The organism is Pseudobacteroides cellulosolvens ATCC 35603 = DSM 2933 (assembly GCF_001262605.1).
Taxonomy (GTDB): domain Bacteria; phylum Bacillota; class Clostridia; order Acetivibrionales; family DSM-2933; genus Pseudobacteroides; species Pseudobacteroides cellulosolvens.
Genome location: NZ_LGTC01000001.1, coordinates 3,005,243 through 3,022,234 on the forward strand (window position 1 = coordinate 3,005,243; position 16,992 = coordinate 3,022,234).

Here is a 16,992-nt window from a genome sequence, read left to right on the forward strand (position 1 = left end):
AATCTCCAGTTTCATCGTATGTCATGTCACAACGTTTAATATTTTACTATAATATTTGTAAATATGCAAGGCTTTTTTTATAATTTTCAATCTAATTTTAATATGGTTAAACTTTATATAATATATTGAATAATTGTTTGAATAAGGATATACTTAGTATAATTATTACTTAACATATTTTACTTTTTTTGTTTATATAGCTAATCATTCTCCATCTATCTATTTAATGAGGTCATGTTCATTATTACCTTAAAAGATTGATAATTTAAAGCATTAAATATAGTAGCAAAAAGCCGCCCAAACCCCTATATCATAAATATAAAATATGAAACAATTATAATAATTATTTCTACCTTTTTATATTAAAGCCAAAAGTAAAATTAAGTTATAAAGTCATTAGTTTTCTTATAAAAAATGCTTGATGATTTAGACACATCGTTTGTTTATCCAGTAAATTATAAATATACTTTTGGTAACTCCTTAATGAGCAGTGCAAAAATAGTACATTTGGCATAGATAAGATAAAGCAAATTGTACATGCTGGAGGGTATTAGAACGTGAAAATTATTGGTCATATTTTTGATGGACTGTGTTTGTTTTCATTGCTTATGCTTTTATGTATTGTCTTTATTTTTCCTTATCAGAGTACTAGGTTTTGTTTTGATGGTCTGGTTACTATGGATGAAGGCTGGAATTATAGTGTTAATGCTAAGCTGTTTAAAGATGTTAAATTACCATATAAAAATTATGAAACTAAGGTTGGGGATACTTTTTCTATTTCCCGAATTCTACCTGATGCATTTAAAGACTCACAGGCAGTGTGTATTTTTACAGCATATGATTCAGTGCGAGCTACATTAGATGGCAAAGAGATTTATTCTTATGGTTATAGTTATTCTGATTATTTACTTACAAACAATAAAGGCTTTTTAAATAACATCATACCTATTCCAGCAGGGAGTAATGGAAAAAAAATTACTATAGAAATGGTTTCAGTTAATAGTAAATATTCCGGAATTGTAAAGAAGATATCTTATGCCAATCATAATGCCGTATATGCCACATTAATTCTAAAAAAGCTTCCTGGCATCATAGTATGTACATTTATTATTATGACAGGAATTTTATCGTTTATTATTTATTTCTCATTACGTATTAAAACTGAACATTTGGATGAGAATTTTAAAGTAATTGGTATTTTTGCACTTTGCAGTGGTTTGTGGGGCATAAACCAGTATGATTTCTTCAGCTTAATTATTGGTAATGCACAAATTTCATATTTTGTAGATTATTTGGGCCTTTTTCTGATGCCTGTTTCATTCTGCCTTTATATTTACAAGCTGTGTAAGGAAAGATGTAAAAAAATAATAGGTACCATATGTGCCATGCATACCTTATTTGTTTTAGTAGCATTCATTTTACAAATTACAAGGGTTAAAGAATTTTTCAATTTATTAATCTTCTATCTTGCTATCCTTGTACTTGAAATAATCTTGGTTACAGGAACAATCATATATGAGATTGTGGTAGAAAAAAATACAAAATTTAAATTGTTCATGATACCATTAATGATTGTTTTAACTGGTGCATTATGCGATATTACTATGTATTATTTAGGAATCTATAGTGAACGTTTTGTTGTTTTCCCAATAAGCATCCTAATTTCCATAACTACCCTGATGGTTTTTTCTTGGAAACGTTATTTAAAGATTATTGCGGATCAGGAAAAAAATGATCTTATTATAAAAATGGCAGATTTGGATCTTATGACTCAGGCTAAAAATCGTAATGCGTTTGAAAAGGAAATCGTTGAAATTTCTAAGAATCCTGAGCGTTTAAAAAATATTTATATAACGGAATTTGACTTGAATTTTTTGAAATATATAAATGATAATTATGGACATGATACTGGAGATGACGCTATACGTAACTGCTATAGGCTTATAAATAAGATAGTGGGTACCAAAGGAGAGGTATTTCGTACAGGAGGGGACGAGTTTATCTGCATAACTTATGAACCGATAGAAAATTTACAATCGGATCTGAAAAGGATGATAAGCGAACTGAATCTTACTTATCCATTGAAACTTTCTTATGGAACTGCATCTTTTAATCCCGAGTTGGACGAAGATATACAGGATGTTATTAGAAGAAGTGATGTATTGATGTATAAAATGAAGGAAATGACAAAAGTTCACATGGCTGAGTATAAACGTAAAAAACGCTATGTACTGAATAAGTGATATGACCATAAAGCTCTGATGATTTATATTATTATAAGCTTACACAATCTACTGTTAACAAGTATTTTAACTATATCCTGTAGAGATTCATTTGTTAAATTAAACTTATATTAAAAACCATTCATTTTAAAAATGCCAAACCCCAAAAATACATAAAACAGAGCCTTATGCTATTCGCATAAGGCTCTGATATAAATCTGGCGACTACCTATTTTACCAAGACGCAACCGTCTAAGTATCGTCGGCACTAAGAAGCTTAACTGCCGTGTTCGGGATGGGAACGGGTGTGACCTTCTCGTAATCATCACCAGAAAATTTAATTGATAAGGCTTTTGCCTATCAACTTTTGACTATTTAATTATCAGGTGAAATCTCTTATCCTAACTTCCGCTAATCTCGCTCATGTGTTGACTTAGTTTCGTCAACACCCGCTCGAATCGGAAGTAATGTCTAAATGATTTCTTATATACCCTCAAAACTATATAATGAAGTAATATTGACAAGAATTGATGATTTAACTATGATAAAGACTCTCTTTATAAATACCTGTTTTAATTGGTCAAGCCCTCGACCTATTAGTATCAGTCAGCTTAATGCATTACTGCACTTACACTCCTGACCTATCAACCATGTAGTCTACATGGGGTCTTACCCTTACGGTGGGATATCTCATCTTAGGGTGGGTTTCACGCTTAGATGCCTTCAGCGTTTATCCCTGCCGAACTTGGCTACCCAGCTGTGCCACTGGTGTGACAACTGGTGCACTAGAGGTTCGTCCATCCCGGTCCTCTCGTACTAAGGACAGATCCCTTCAAATATCCTGCGCCCGCGACAGATAGGGACCGAACTGTCTCACGACGTTCTGAACCCAGCTCGCGTACCGCTTTAATTGGCGAACAGCCAAACCCTTGGAACCTACTACAGCTCCAGGATGCGATGAGCCGACATCGAGGTGCCAAACCTCCCCGTCGATGTGGACTCTTGGGGGAGATAAGCCTGTTATCCCCAGGGTAGCTTTTATCCGTTGAGCGATGGCAATTCCACTTTCATACCACCGGATCACTAAGCCCTACTTTCGTACCTGCTCGACTTGTTTGTCTCGCAGTCAGGCTACCTTATGCCTTTGCACTCGATGCACGATTTCCAACCGTGCTGAGGTAACCTTTGGACGCCTCCGTTACCTTTTGGGAGGCGACCGCCCCAGTCAAACTGCCCACCTGACATTGTCCCAAGTCCGGATTACGGACTCTGGTTAGAGTTCCAGTACTCTTAGAGTGGTATCCCAACATTGGCTCCATAATGGCTAGCGCCACTACTTCCAAGCCTCCCACCTATCCTGTACAAAGAATACCGAAACCCAGTATCAGGCTACAGTAAAGCTCCATGGGGTCTTTCCGTCTAGTCGCGGGTAACTTGCATCTTCACAAGTACTACAATTTCGCCGGGTACGTTGTTGAGACAGTGCCCAAGTCATTACGCCATTCGTGCGGGTCAGAACTTACCTGACAAGGAATTTCGCTACCTTAGGACCGTTATAGTTACGGCCGCCGTTTACTGGGGCTTAAGTTCACTGCTTCGCCTTGCGACTTACAGATTCCCGTAACCTTCCAGCACCGGGCAGGCGTCAGCCCCTATACTTCATCTTTCGATTTAGCAGAGACCTGTGTTTTTGATAAACAGTTGCTTGGGCCTATTCTCTGCGACCTCATTGCTGAGGCACCCCTTATTGCGAACTTACGGGGTCAATTTGCCGAGTTCCTTAACAACGCTTCTCCCGATCGTCTTAGGATTCTCTCCTCACCTACCTGTGTCGGTTTGCGGTACGGGTACCATCATCCTCGATAGTGGCTTTTCTCGTCAGCGTGGAATCTGTCACTTCGGTACTCTAATTTCCCTCCTCATAAGATATTCGAACCGTCTGGCGGATTTGCCTACCAAACTGTCTACCTTCTTTGAACGAGCTCTTCCAGTCACTCGCTTGACTTATCCTCCTGCGTCCCCACTTCTCTAATAGCGGCTAACGGTAGTACAGGAATTTCAACCTGTTGTCCATCGCCTACGCCTCTCGGCCTCAGCTTAGGTCCCGACTTACCCTGGGCGGACGAACCTTCCCCAGGAAACCTTAGGTTTTCGACGGTAAAGATTCTCACTTTACTCTCGCTACTTATTCCGGCATTCTCACTACTGCTTCGTCCACATGTCCTTACGATCATGCTTCAGCCTACAACAGTAAGCTCCCCTACCCCTCGTGTGTGCTCAATGCTGCTCCCTAATTCACAGCTTTAGCTTGAGGACAATTTAACGAAAAATATCTTATTTGTTTCACAAGGATATTTTTCGTGAAGCTTCCCTTCACTTTACTGCTTATTAAAGTAACACCATTGAACACACACAAAGCCATAGCTTCGGTACACAGTTTTAGCCCCGGTAATTTTCGGCGCAGGCTCACTCGACTAGTGAGCTATTACGCACTCTTTGAATGAGTGGCTGCTTCTAAGCCAACATCCTAGTTGTCTTAGCAAACCCACATCCTTTTCCACTTAACTGTGATTTTGGGACCTTAGCTGATGGTCTGGGCTGTTTCCCTTTTGACAACGAAACTTATCTCACGCTGTCTGACTCCCAAGGAGCATCTATACGGCATTCAGAGTTTGATAGGGTTCGGTAACCCGGTAAGGCCCCTAGCCCATTCAGTGCTTTACCTCCGTTAGACTCCCTTGAGGCTAGCCCTAAAGCTATTTCGGGGAGAACCAGCTATCTCCGAGTTCGATTGGAATTTCTCCGCCATCCACAGCTCATCCCAGACCTTTTCAACGGTCATGTGGTTCGGTCCTCCACGAGATTTTACTCCCGCTTCAACCTGTCCATGGATAGGTCACCCGGTTTCGGGTCTATTACACGTAACTTATCGCCCTATTAAGACTCGGTTTCCCTTCGGCTCCGTACCTTTAAGTACTTAACCTTGCTACGTACAATAACTCGCCGGACCGTTCTACAAAAAGTACGCTGTCGAGCCTTAATGCTCTACAACTGCTTGTAAACATAGGGTTTCAGGTTCTATTTCACTCCCCTCCCGGGGTTCTTTTCACCTTTCCCTCACGGTACTGCTTCACTATCGGTCACCAGTTAGTATTTAGCCTTGGGAGGTGGTCCTCCCTGCTTCCCACAAGGTTTCACGTGTCTCGTGGTACTCTGGATACTGGCCTGTCTCTCAACTTTTCGCGTACGGGACTCTTACCCTCTTTGGTTCAGTTTTCCAAACTGCTTCTGCTAAGTCTCAAGAATCATTATGCCAGTCCACAACCCCGGTCTACATTGCTGTAGTCCGGTTTGGGCTTCTCCGCGTTCGCTCGCCACTACTTACGGAATCACTTTTGTTTTCTTTTCCTGCGGGTACTTAGATGTTTCAGTTCCCCGCGTCTCCCTCCTTAACACTATGAATTCATGTTAAGGTACCTGAGTGCTTATCTCAGGTGGGTTTCCCCATTCGGACATCTACGGATTAAACGGATATTTGCTCCTGCCCGTAGCTTTTCGCAGCTTATCGCGTCCTTCATCGGCTTCTGGTGCCTAGGCATTCACCCTATGCTCTTATTAGCTTGACCTATGTTATCTTTTTTCGCATTATACTGCAACTTGTTGAGATGAAATCACCGTTTTGGGTGATTTTATCGAAACCTAGTTGCTGTTTGCAAAAAAGATAATTCTCGATTTCTCTCGATAATGGTTTCTCATAAAGTAATTGTCTTTTACCATCGTTATGATCATCCTAAGAGTCACTTGTACCTTTAATTCGATCAAAAGTGACTAATCTATACATTTGTCTGTCGCAAATCCCGTTAAATCATCGTTATTTGCTCCGTCAAATGTAAGATTACTTACACTTTTTATCTTGATACTTGTTACCCTTATTTTTCTCATCTTTACTTCTTCATTATATAGTTTTCAAGGTACATATTAATTTTAGCTATTTGAACTTAGATCCCAGTAATATACCCTAAAGTGTATTTCTAGTCTCTGCAGTTCTGGTGGAGATAAAGAGAGTCGAACTCTTGACCCCCTGCTTGCAAGGCAGGTGCTCTCCCAACTGAGCTATACCCCCAAATTAAACTTCCATTACCCAATGGGCTCTGGAAACTAAACAGTGTAATTGAAAGAACTCGTTACCGACCTGGAATTTAGAAGTTTGAGACTTATCTCAATCTTCAGTTCTCCTTAGAAAGGAGGTGATCCAGCCGCACCTTCCGATACGGCTACCTTGTTACGACTTCACCCCAATCATCGGCCCCACCTTCGGCAGCGTCCTCCTTGCGGTTAGACTACTGACTTCGGGTGTTGCAGACTCTCATGGTGTGACGGGCGGTGTGTACAAGGCCCGGGAACGTATTCACGGCAGTATGCTGACCTGCCATTACTAGCAATTCCGACTTCATGTGGGCGAGTTTCAGCCCACAATCTGAACTGGGACTATTTTTGGGGATTTGCTCCACGTTACCGCTTCGCTTCCCTCTGTAATAGCCATTGTAGTACGTGTGTAGCCCAGGACATAAGGGGCATGATGATTTGACGTCGTCCCCACCTTCCTCCGATTTGTCACCGGCAGTCTCGCTAGAGTGCCCAACTTAATGATGGCAACTAACAACAGGGGTTGCGCTCGTTGCGGGACTTAACCCAACATCTCACGACACGAGCTGACGACAACCATGCACCACCTGTCTCCTTGCCCCGAAGGGAAATGATATCTCTACCATCGTCAAGGGATGTCAAGCCCTGGTAAGGTTCTTCGCGTTGCTTCGAATTAAACCACATACTCCACTGCTTGTGCGGGCCCCCGTCAATTCCTTTGAGTTTCAACCTTGCGGCCGTACTCCCCAGGTGGGATACTTATTGTGTTAACTGCGGCACGGAAGGGGTCGATACCTCCCACACCTAGTATCCATCGTTTACAGCGTGGACTACCAGGGTATCTAATCCTGTTTGCTCCCCACGCTTTCGCGCCTCAGCGTCAGTTACTGTCCAGAAAGCCGCCTTCGCCACTGGTGTTCCTCCTAATATCTACGCATTTCACCGCTACACTAGGAATTCCGCTTTCCTCTCCAGCACTCAAGAAACATAGTTTCAGATGCAGTTCCGAAGTTGAGCTTCGGAGTTTCACATCTGACTTACATTCCCGCCTACACGCCCTTTACACCCAGTAAATCCGGACAACGCTCGCCACCTACGTATTACCGCGGCTGCTGGCACGTAGTTAGCCGTGGCTTGTTTTTGAGGTACCGTCATTATTCGTCCCTCATCAAAGAAGTTTACGATCCGAAAACCTTCATCCTTCACGCGGCGTTGCTGCATCAGGGTTTCCCCCATTGTGCAATATTCCCCACTGCTGCCTCCCGTAGGAGTCTGGGCCGTGTCTCAGTCCCAATGTGGCCGATCAACCTCTCAGTTCGGCTACCAATCGTCGCCTTGGTGGTCCGTTACACCACCAACTAGCTAATTGGACGCGGGTCCATCTTATACCGGATTGCTCCTTTGACAACTCTGTGATGCCACAAAATTGTGTTATGCGGTATTAGCACAAGTTTCCCTGTGTTATCCCCCTGTATAAGGCAGGTTACCCACGCGTTACTCACCCGTCCGCCGCTAAGATATCTATTGCTAAATATCTCCGCTCGACTTGCATGTGTTAGGCACGCCGCCAGCGTTCGTCCTGAGCCAGGATCAAACTCTCAAATTAATATTTGAAAATTTAATTAGCTCATTTAATAATCTACTTACTGACTTTTATAAAGTTCGCAAGTTACTCAAATTTGATTTAGCTTATAAAAGCTTCATCTTAAAATTAACGAGTTTCTTTCGTCTTTTTACACTGTTTACTTTTCAAAGTCCATTGCTGCGTTTGAAACAGCTTTTACATACTATCACATTTTTTCTTCGCTGTCAACACCTTTTTATTTCTTAATTTCTTCCTCTTCGCTGCTCATTTTCAGCAGCGTCTCAGCGACAGCTTATTTAATATACCACCTTCTAAGACTTATCTCAACACTTATAAAGATTATTTTCTGCACTTTAATGCAATTTATACTTTTTATTCTCCTTTTTTCTTCATAATAATCCTTATAAGTTTAAATTACGACCAGTTGAATATCAAATTTATTTTTCAAGGATGCCTTTTAGTTTAACCACATCCTCCATATATACATCCTGAAGACCGGCGTTGTAGATAATGCTTGCTGGATGATATAAAGGATATAACGAGTATTCCTTATCTAAAACCTGAATCTTCATTATTTCACCATGAACATTGCCTATGCTGATACTTTTATCTCCTGAAACCATTTTAAGCGGAACATTTCCCAATGTTACAATAATCTCAGGGGAAATGATCCCTATTTCCTTTAACAGGTATCCTTGATTTTTCTCTATTTCATCCTTTGTCGGCGGCCTGTTAATCTTGCGGCCTGACTTGGGATTTATCTTTGACAGCCTGTACTTTATTGAGTTTGCAACAAAAATGTTGTCTCTCATAAGCCCAATTACCTCAAGAAACTTGTTCAAATTTTTCCCGGCTGCCCCCACAAAAGGTTGCGACAACTTCACTTCGTCTTTCCCAGGTGCCTCTCCTATCAACAATATACGTGTATCTATATTACCGCAATCCAATACTATTTCTTCTCCAGCAAATTCATTTTGGTATTCCTCAAATAGCTTATTTAATCTATCTTGTTTTGACATAGCTCATCCAACCTTTGTTTTACTTTTTTCATGTCCTGCCACATAAGAATTTTTTTCGATTCATCACGTAATAATGCTGCCGGATGAAATGTAGGCATTATCCAGTAGCCCTTTCTTTCAATCCATGTTCCTCTTATTTGAGTAATCCTAGCATCTTTATCTACAATATATTTCATAGCCGTTGCACCAAGACATACAATTATCCTTGGCTTTATCAGATAAACCTGATTCCTTAGATAAGGAAGGCATTTTTCCGCTTCATCATCAAGAGGAACTCTGTTTCCCGGAGGTCTGCATTTAACCACATTTGCAATATAGTATTGGTCTTTACCTATTTCCAAGGCATCCAGTAAAGTATCAAGAAGCTTTCCCGCCGGGCCCACAAAAGGCAGCCCTTGCTTGTCCTCCTGTTCTCCCGGACCTTCTCCGATAAATAAAAGAGGGGCATTAACATTTCCCCTGCCAACAACTATATTTTTTCTTGTACTCCCCAGGCTGCACCTTTGGCAACCTGAACATGCTCCAATTAATTCTTCCCAATCCAGCATTTTTTATTAAACCCCTCTTTTATCTACACCCCAAATAACTTTATGAAGCTGAATCTGAAACCTTGCATTCAGCTTGTCTCTTAACATCCAATCAACCAAATCGCAGTACTCAATTTTTCCGAATACAGGCGAAAATGTAATGATCCCCTTCCTATAATACTCTTTTATTATGGCCTTTGCCCACTCATAATCTTCTTTCCCGCCTATTACAAACTTTATCTCATCCCTATCTGACAACAACCCAAAATTAAGAAGGTTCATTTCCTTGGAAGCTCCGCTAGACGGACATTTCACATCCATTACATAAGAATGCTTTAAATCTAATTTGAATAAGCCTATATCCATTGAGCCATTTGTTTCTATCGTCACACTGTAATCTTCCAATAGCACCAAAAGCTTTTCCAGATCCCCTTGCAAAAGGGGCTCACCGCCTGTAACACATACTCTCTTATAATAATGCTTTTTTATCTCTTCAAACACTTCTTCAGGCTCCATATCTGTGCCATCCTCATAGGCATACGCTGTATCACAGTAAGAGCACCTAAGGTTACAACCGCTAAAACGCACAAATACAGTGGGAAAACCTGCATAGATGCTTTCCCCCTGTATGCTTAGAAAAATCTCATTTACTTTCATATTAATTTATCTTCCTATCTTTAAACCATATCTTTTCTATCTATAGTAATAAAACTTGTAGGCGTTTCCCATAAAACAACCTTTTCAAGAAAGTACTCCTCACCCTTTATGGATGCATCAATCTTATCCCATATCCAGAACCCTAAAAGCTCACATGTAGGATTAAATTCAAAAATCTCATTAAGATATCTATGATCAACAACTGAAATAACTTCATCATTAATTATTCTTTTGAGATCATGAAAATCTATAACAAATCCATTTTTATTTACAGGTCCCTTTAAAGTTACTTCAAGCTTGTAGGTATGACCGTGAATGTATTTACATTTACCCTCATATTCATATAAATGATGTGCACTATCAAAAGTAAAAACCTTTGTAATGCTCATTAATCTATTATTCATATCTGTTCCTTTCGTTGACATCTTTGTTCACCGCTTGATTTCCGGCAATATCAATTTCCATATCGTTTTTAGAATACTCGATAGGATCCTCTATACCTGCTTCATCAAATCCCTTCAAACGAAGGACACAGCTGTCACAAACACCGCAAGCCTTATCGCCGCCCTTATAGCAGCTCCATGTTAAATGCAGCGGTGCACCTTTATCGCATGCTAATTTAATAATCTCCGATTTGGATAAGTTCAATAGAGGTGTAACAATCTTTACCCCCCTGCCTTCAACCCCGCTTTTGGTACCTACAGCAACCATCTGCTGAAATGCTTCAATAAACTCAGGCCTGCAATCAGGATAACCGCTATAATCTATAGCATTTACTCCGATATAGATAGCCTCAGCGTTTACAACCTCTGCGTAACCCACTGCATAACTCAAAAATATAATATTCCTTGCCGGAACATATGTTATAGGTATAAATTTATCCCCTTTATACTCAGGCACATTTATACTCATATCTGTAAGGGCACTTCCCCCCACATTGTCAAGCTTAAACACATTATATGTTTTTAGCTTATGGTACTTGGCAATAAGCCCTGCACAATGAAGTTCCCGGCGATGCCTCTGTCCATAATCAAATGATATGGGAAATACTTCATAGCCATCCTTTATCGCAACTGATAAACAAGTTGTACTATCAAGACCTCCTGAAAGCAATACAACTGCTCTTTTCATAACTTTCCTCCATTTACTAAGGAACGATTAAAATATTCATCCCTAACTATATTAATAATTCTTTGTATATCTATTTCATTGCATATATGCAGCAGCCCAATGCACCATTTAACTGCGGGTATTTCGGCACTATTACATCTTTAAAATCAGTTTCGTTTTTAATAAAGTTCAAAAGAGCATTATTTTCTGCTACCCCGCCTGTTACAACTATACTTTCTCCAGGAAATCTCTCTATCAGAGGTTTTATCCTTTTAAATAAAGAGTAATTTATAGAAGCTGCAAGAACTTCAGCCGCATATCCTTCAGAAATTTTTCCTATAAGCTCCGACTCGGCAAAAACTGCACATGTTGAGCTCAAATTCACGGGATTATTTGAGTAATTTGCTACTTCCCCAACACTCAATCCTATCACCTTTGCCATATTTTCCAGGTATCTTCCACATGAAGCAGCACATTTATCGTTTAATATCATATCGATAATCCTTTTATTCTTAATGTCGATTACCTTGCTGTCCTGCCCACCCACATCCAAAAGTGTAAAGTCACTAAGTCCTGTTTGCCAAACCGCTCCGAATGTATGTGCCTTAAGCTCGGTTATAGCTTCAGCACCATCTATATTTATATTGTTGCGCCCATAACCGGTGCTAACAATACGGTCTGCCTCACCCATTCCAAGCTTATCAAAATTTACAAATATTTTACCCTCTATATAAGTACAATAATTTTTATAAAAATCAAAAGTATCAAAAACCAAACTTTTTTGAAAACTTTCATTCTCGAACAATACAACTTTTACAGCTCTGCTTCCGATATCAAAGCCTAAAACTACCATCTTTATACTTCCCCTTATTTTAACATTTCAATAAATGCTTCTATCCTTAGCTTGGTCCTTGCATCTATATTACCGGGTTTATCACCCTCTAATGTCAATACCGGCACTCCTAGTTCCTTTCGTATTACAATATCCTCTATTCCTCTAAAACAAAATGATTGGGTATAGTGTATAATCGCATCTATGCTTCTTAATTCTATTTGTTTTTTAATATCATTAAGCCTTCCGCTAAGACTGTAAGGATAAGTAAAGTTTGAATAGGTCTTCACCAAATCCCTTATTCCTATACTATCTGCCATTGTAAACTGCCTTTGGACCTCATTGTAAACTATCCTTGCATCCTTCTCTTCAACAAAATCATACAAATCTGTATAAATGGGAGGAACTCCAATATACCCCAATCTGATTCTATTTTTATTCTCTCTTCTGCCTTCTATTTTATTAATCAAATTTGTAATATCATCCGAAAACACTTTATAATCTCCGTTAAAATCACTGCTTGACACCTGCCACAGATGATTCTCAAACCCTGTTGCCTTATTATGTTTCCACGTTAATTCATCGAGGTAAACAAGCTTATTTCTTATATTATCAAGGTCATCTTTAACCTTGTTACATTCATCTATAGCTACATTAAAATATTCACATAGCTTCCTTATCTCTAAACCAAGCTTCTCGACAGTATCGGAACTTGGATACGCAAAGGGAATAGCCGTAATGCCCTTTAACTCCAACACTTCCATCAATGCCTTAGCATTAGAGCAGTCGCCCTCAACAACTCCTATTATGGTATCAATATCTTCACAGTTTACAACCCCTGAATAAATACCTTTTATCCACGCACATGTGTTTCTTGGAAATCCTGCATTCTCTGCATTCTCAATATTCCTTTGGGGACTTTCAGCAGTGATGAAAACATTATTCAAGTCAACAGGAATCATCCCTGCTGCAAAAATTATCTCAACAGGAATGCTTGTAGTAAAACCAATCTTCTTCAAAATTTAGCACCTCAAACCTACATTTTTGTTTTATTTATGTATTTGGAAATCAGTCGTTTTTCCTTTCTTTCCAGCTTCTTTATGTAACCTTCATACTTCTCCCTGTTAACATTGTCCATATCCAATATATGAACTCCATACATGTTATTAGGCCAGATTACATCGCTCCATTTAATCTCACATTTGAAATTAATAATATTATCACTTGATAGATATACATTCATATCTACTTTTTCACCAATTTCCATGTAACCCTTTGTTATTATACTCATACCCGTGTTACTCAAATTAGTAACAACAGAATAAACTTCACTGAAGTCTTGCATCATCTTTAAGCTTGAACTTAAGTAGGCATCATACCTGTATGAATATCTGATATTCTTTATTCTTTTAATACTATTTACCGTTAGCAGCACTGCCCTTGATGCAAATTTAATTTCCTGTACTGTCGATTCAATGGTATATAAATATTCATTATCAGAGTACTTGATTAACAGATTATCGCCGATCATAATTACTTTAACCATATAGTCTTCAACCTGCTCGACTTCAATACAGTTTCCATAAGCTTTACGGATAATTGTTGTCACCCAATCGTAACTACCTGGATGTCTGGTCTTGATAATTGACTTTTCAGGCAGAATATTTTCTATCTCAATTACATCATCCATGCTTATTTCACTCCTCGTATCATATTCTTTTTTATGTATCGGCTAAAACTTATATTTATCTTATAAGCTTATTAAAATAATCCTTTCTTATATAAACTATAGCATATATATAATATCAACATAAGAAGTTTTAATCAATACTGCTTATATAAATAAAAAGTGAACAGGATTAAACCGCTTATACTAAAGAATAATTTTAAACACATAAGAAGCATGTAAATGTGTAAAAATAAATTAAACCAATCTTTGCTACCTGATTTGAATATGTTATAATTATATGCTCGAAAGTTTGTTTTTTATAATATTTTAATTTTTTAATATATACATACCGGAGGTTTAATAAATTGATTATTGTTGCTGATGACTGGAAGGATTATGAAATAATAGATGCCAAAGATGGCGAAAAGCTGGAAAGATGGGGTAAATACATTTTAAGACGGCCTGATCCTCAGGTTATCTGGCCAAATCAAAGTGCAGGCGAGCTTTGGTCAAAACCCCATGGACACTATTTCCGCAGTAAAAGCGGTGGAGGGAATTGGGAATTTAAAATCAAGCTGCCTGAGCGTTGGACAATAAGCTATGACAAGCTGTCTTTTTATATTGAGCCAACTAACTTCAAGCATACAGGTCTATTCCCGGAACAAGCCGTCAACTGGAAATGGATTATTGATAAAATTCAGAATGCTTCCAGGAAAATAAGCGTCCTTAATCTCTTTGCCTATACAGGCGGAGCAACTGTTGCTGCTGCATATGCAGGTGCTGATGTATGTCATGTTGATGCATCAAAAGGCATGGTTACTTGGGCTAAGGAAAATATAGAGCTTTCCGGCCTTTCGGATAAAAAAGTCAGATACATAACCGATGATGTTGTCAAATTTGTTCAACGAGAATTCAGAAGAGGCAACAAGTACGATGCAATCATAATGGATCCTCCCTCATATGGCAGAGGTCCCAAGGGCGAATTGTGGAAAATAGAAGATTCTTTATATATGATTATTGATGAATGCAGCAAAATTTTATCGGACAAGCCGCTGTTCATGCTCATAAATTCCTATACAACAGGCTTCTCTCCAATAATCCTGCAGAACATACTCAATGTACTTCTTAGCAGTAAACTAGGTGGCAAAGTCACATGCGGTGAAGTGGGGCTTCCCATAACAGCACCAGGCCTTTTACTTCCATGTGGAATTTTCGGACGTTGGGAGGCCTAGCTATTGAAATCTCCAGTAAAAATAAATTTATTATATGAAGATAACCATATTCTTGTTGTTGAAAAGCCGGTTAATATTCCTACACAGGAGGACGAATCGGGAGATTTGGATCTTCTTACAATATTGAAGGACGATATAAAAATAAGATATCAAAAACCCGGTAATGTTTTTTTAGGACTGGTTCACAGGCTTGACCGTCCTGTAGGAGGTATTATGGTTTTTGCCAAAACCTCAAAAGCTGCGTCTAGGCTTTCGGATCAAATAAGGAAACGGGAGTTTACCAAGGTTTATTATGCAGTTATAACAGGCACTCCTGTTAAGTCCACCGATATTCTGACCCATTATCTTTTAAAAAACACCAGCACAAACCAGGTTAAAGCTGTGACCCCCGGTACTCCTGAAGCAAAGGAAGCAATTTTAAGCTACGAGATACTTGGCAGCATACAAGGCCTATCACTGGTAAAGGTTAAGCTTCATACCGGAAGGCCTCACCAAATAAGGGTCCAGTTTTCTACTATAGGGCACCCCTTATACGGTGATGCCAAATATGGTATTACCAATACTAAAAAAGCACAAATAGCTTTATGGTCTCACGAAATAGGTTTCAAGCACCCGACTCAAAATGAAAATTTGTCATTTTCATCCAACCCACCGGGTATTTATCCATGGGATATCTTTTTATAGATAAACTGCGAATATATTAAACTGTAAATTATTTTGAATGGAGATACGTTAATGAGCAAACTACACTTGATTGCAACCTCAGCCTTCGGAATTGAAGCTGTGGTTGGCAGAGAATTAAAACATCTTGGTTATGAAGACCAATATATAGAAAACAGCAAAGTTACCTTTTCAGGTGACGAAGAGGCTATTGCTAAGACAAATCTTTGGCTTAGGACAGCTGACAGAATACTCTTGAAAATGGGTGAGTTCCAGGCACTCACCTTTGATGAGCTGTTTGAAAAAACAAAAGCCCTTCCATGGCATGAATGGATACCCAAAAATGCAAATTTCCCTGTAGAAGGAAAATCAATCAATTCAAAGCTTTTCAGTGTACCAGACTGCCAGGCAATAGTAAAAAAAGCCGTGGTTGAAAAGCTTAAAGAGAAATACAAAATCGACTGGTTTGAAGAAACCGGACCAACATACAAAATTGAGGTTGCACTGCTAAAAGACATGGCAACTCTGACTATTGATACAAGCGGTGCAGGCCTCCATAAAAGAGGATACCGAAAACTCGTTGCACATGCACCCCTCAAAGAAACTTTAGCATCTGCAATGCTGCTTGTAAGCAGATGGAAACATGATCGTGTGCTGATTGATCCTTTCTGTGGCTCAGGTACAATTCCCATTGAGGCAGCATTGATAGCTAAAAATATTGCACCTGGTCTAAAAAGAGAGTTTATTTCGGAAAAATGGGGCAACATAAGCCCTTCAATATGGAATAAAGTCAGGGAAGAAGCACAGGATCTCATAGTAAATGACAGGGAGCTAAGAATAAGCGGCTCAGATATAGATGACGAGGTAATGAGTCTTGCCAGATACCATGCAAAGCAGGCTGGAGTGGAAAATGATATCCATTTTCAAAGGCTTGCTGCTGCAGATATTAAATCCAGATACAAATATGGTTTTATAATATGCAATCCTCCATATGGAGAGCGTATAGGCGAAAGCAAAGAGGTTGAAAAGCTGTATCGCCAGATGGGGCAGGTTTTCAAGCAGTTTGATACATGGTCCTATTATATATTGACTTCACATCCTGAATTTGAAAAGCTTTTTGGTACCAGAGCGAGTAAAAAAAGGAAGCTATATAATGGAAAGATTCAATGTAACTACTATCAATTTTATGGGCCTCCTCCACCAAAAGAGCATAGGGATCAGCCAGTTGAGTCTTAATGATTATATTTTAAAGTGAACAAAAGTCGGATACGAAAGTTGTATCCGACTTTTGTTCATATAGAGTACCAAATAATCATTTGATATTTATGGTATG

12 protein-coding genes, 1 tRNA gene and 3 rRNA genes are annotated in these 16,992 nt (G+C 39.1%); 4 read left to right on the plus strand and 12 right to left on the minus strand.

All coding sequences use genetic code 11. The features are described from left to right. The first annotated feature begins 557 nt into the window (after positions 1-557). A complete protein-coding gene (locus Bccel_RS12180; RefSeq protein ID WP_036945078.1) occupies positions 558-2,243 on the plus strand; it encodes a GGDEF domain-containing protein in 1,686 nt (561 codons plus the stop codon). Between the two features lie 195 nt (positions 2,244-2,438). On the opposite strand, the gene rrf is transcribed toward Bccel_RS12180, so the two are convergent. From rrf to Bccel_RS12240, 12 genes are all read right to left on the minus strand, one after another. After that, a 5S ribosomal RNA gene (gene rrf, locus Bccel_RS12185) occupies positions 2,439-2,555 on the minus strand. A 243-nt stretch (positions 2,556-2,798) separates the two neighbouring features. Next, positions 2,799-5,848, minus strand: a 23S ribosomal RNA gene (locus tag Bccel_RS12190). Positions 5,849-6,269: 421 nt separating this feature from the next. Next, positions 6,270-6,345, minus strand: a tRNA-Ala gene (locus Bccel_RS12195). 117 nt (positions 6,346-6,462) lie between these two features. Continuing rightward, positions 6,463-7,974: ribosomal RNA gene (locus tag Bccel_RS12200) — 16S ribosomal RNA — on the minus strand. Together the 16S, 23S and 5S rRNA genes with 1 tRNA gene alongside form the textbook arrangement of a ribosomal RNA operon. A gap of 416 nt (positions 7,975-8,390) precedes the next feature. Beyond that, positions 8,391-8,972 carry a uracil-DNA glycosylase gene (locus Bccel_RS12205; RefSeq protein WP_036942529.1) on the minus strand — a complete coding sequence of 194 codons (582 nt, stop codon included), beginning with the start codon at positions 8,970-8,972 and terminating at the stop codon, positions 8,391-8,393. After that, positions 8,951-9,520, minus strand: a complete 570-nt coding sequence (locus Bccel_RS12210; protein WP_036942531.1) for a uracil-DNA glycosylase — start codon at positions 9,518-9,520, stop codon at positions 8,951-8,953. Before Bccel_RS12210 ends, Bccel_RS12205 begins: the two co-directional genes overlap by 22 nt. A 6-nt stretch (positions 9,521-9,526) precedes the next feature. After that, on the minus strand, positions 9,527-10,156 hold the full coding sequence (locus Bccel_RS12215; RefSeq protein WP_036942532.1) for a radical SAM protein: 630 nt from the start codon (positions 10,154-10,156) through the stop codon (positions 9,527-9,529). Between the two features lie 20 nt (positions 10,157-10,176). Beyond that, the gene (queD, locus tag Bccel_RS12220) at positions 10,177-10,560 is read right to left on the minus strand and encodes a 6-carboxytetrahydropterin synthase QueD (protein WP_081926954.1); all 384 of its coding nucleotides are present in this window, start codon (positions 10,558-10,560) and stop codon (positions 10,177-10,179) included. Continuing rightward, positions 10,553-11,287, minus strand: a complete 735-nt coding sequence (gene queC / locus Bccel_RS12225; RefSeq protein ID WP_081926955.1) for a 7-cyano-7-deazaguanine synthase QueC — start codon at positions 11,285-11,287, stop codon at positions 10,553-10,555. The genes queD and queC overlap by 8 nt, the downstream gene beginning before the upstream one ends. Before the next feature lie 70 nt (positions 11,288-11,357). Next, on the minus strand, positions 11,358-12,119 hold the full coding sequence (locus Bccel_RS12230; protein WP_036942533.1) for an acyl-CoA dehydratase activase: 762 nt from the start codon (positions 12,117-12,119) through the stop codon (positions 11,358-11,360). 14 nt (positions 12,120-12,133) lie between these two features. Beyond that, positions 12,134-13,117 (minus strand): 2-hydroxyacyl-CoA dehydratase family protein, encoded by a 984-nt coding sequence (locus Bccel_RS12235; RefSeq protein ID WP_036942534.1) that lies wholly within the window; start codon positions 13,115-13,117, stop codon positions 12,134-12,136. 17 nt (positions 13,118-13,134) lie between these two features. After that, entirely contained in the window at positions 13,135-13,788 is a 654-nt protein-coding gene (locus tag Bccel_RS12240) for a PilZ domain-containing protein (protein WP_036942538.1), read from the minus strand. Between the two features lie 347 nt (positions 13,789-14,135). On the opposite strand from Bccel_RS12240, the gene Bccel_RS12245 reads away from it, so the two are divergent. Genes Bccel_RS12245 through Bccel_RS12255 form a run of 3 tightly spaced genes read left to right on the plus strand, consistent with a single transcriptional unit; the run spans position 14,136 to position 16,895 of the window. Further along, positions 14,136-14,999: a class I SAM-dependent methyltransferase gene (locus Bccel_RS12245; RefSeq protein WP_036942865.1), complete on the plus strand. Its 864-nt coding sequence runs from the start codon at positions 14,136-14,138 to the stop codon at positions 14,997-14,999. Positions 15,000-15,002: 3 nt separating this feature from the next. After that, on the plus strand, positions 15,003-15,683 hold the full coding sequence (locus tag Bccel_RS12250; RefSeq protein ID WP_036942540.1) for an RluA family pseudouridine synthase: 681 nt from the start codon (positions 15,003-15,005) through the stop codon (positions 15,681-15,683). Positions 15,684-15,734: 51 nt separating this feature from the next. Beyond that, the gene (locus Bccel_RS12255; protein WP_036942542.1) at positions 15,735-16,895 is read left to right on the plus strand and encodes a THUMP domain-containing class I SAM-dependent RNA methyltransferase; all 1,161 of its coding nucleotides are present in this window, start codon (positions 15,735-15,737) and stop codon (positions 16,893-16,895) included. Positions 16,896-16,992 lie beyond the last annotated feature (97 nt).

Coding starts and splice junctions, on each gene's coding strand:
- Bccel_RS12205 (WP_036942529.1), bottom strand. CDS start 8,972: ATGTCAAAACAAGATAGATTAAATAAGCTATTTGAGGAATACCAAAAT.
- Bccel_RS12215 (WP_036942532.1), bottom strand. CDS start 10,156: ATGAAAGTAAATGAGATTTTTCTAAGCATACAGGGGGAAAGCATCTAT.
- Bccel_RS12210 (WP_036942531.1), bottom strand. CDS start 9,520: ATGCTGGATTGGGAAGAATTAATTGGAGCATGTTCAGGTTGCCAAAGG.
- Bccel_RS12255 (WP_036942542.1), top strand. CDS start 15,735: ATGAGCAAACTACACTTGATTGCAACCTCAGCCTTCGGAATTGAAGCT.
- Bccel_RS12240 (WP_036942538.1), bottom strand. CDS start 13,788: ATGGATGATGTAATTGAGATAGAAAATATTCTGCCTGAAAAGTCAATT.
- queD (WP_081926954.1), bottom strand. CDS start 10,560: ATGAATAATAGATTAATGAGCATTACAAAGGTTTTTACTTTTGATAGT.
- queC (WP_081926955.1), bottom strand. CDS start 11,287: ATGAAAAGAGCAGTTGTATTGCTTTCAGGAGGTCTTGATAGTACAACT.
- Bccel_RS12230 (WP_036942533.1), bottom strand. CDS start 12,119: ATGGTAGTTTTAGGCTTTGATATCGGAAGCAGAGCTGTAAAAGTTGTA.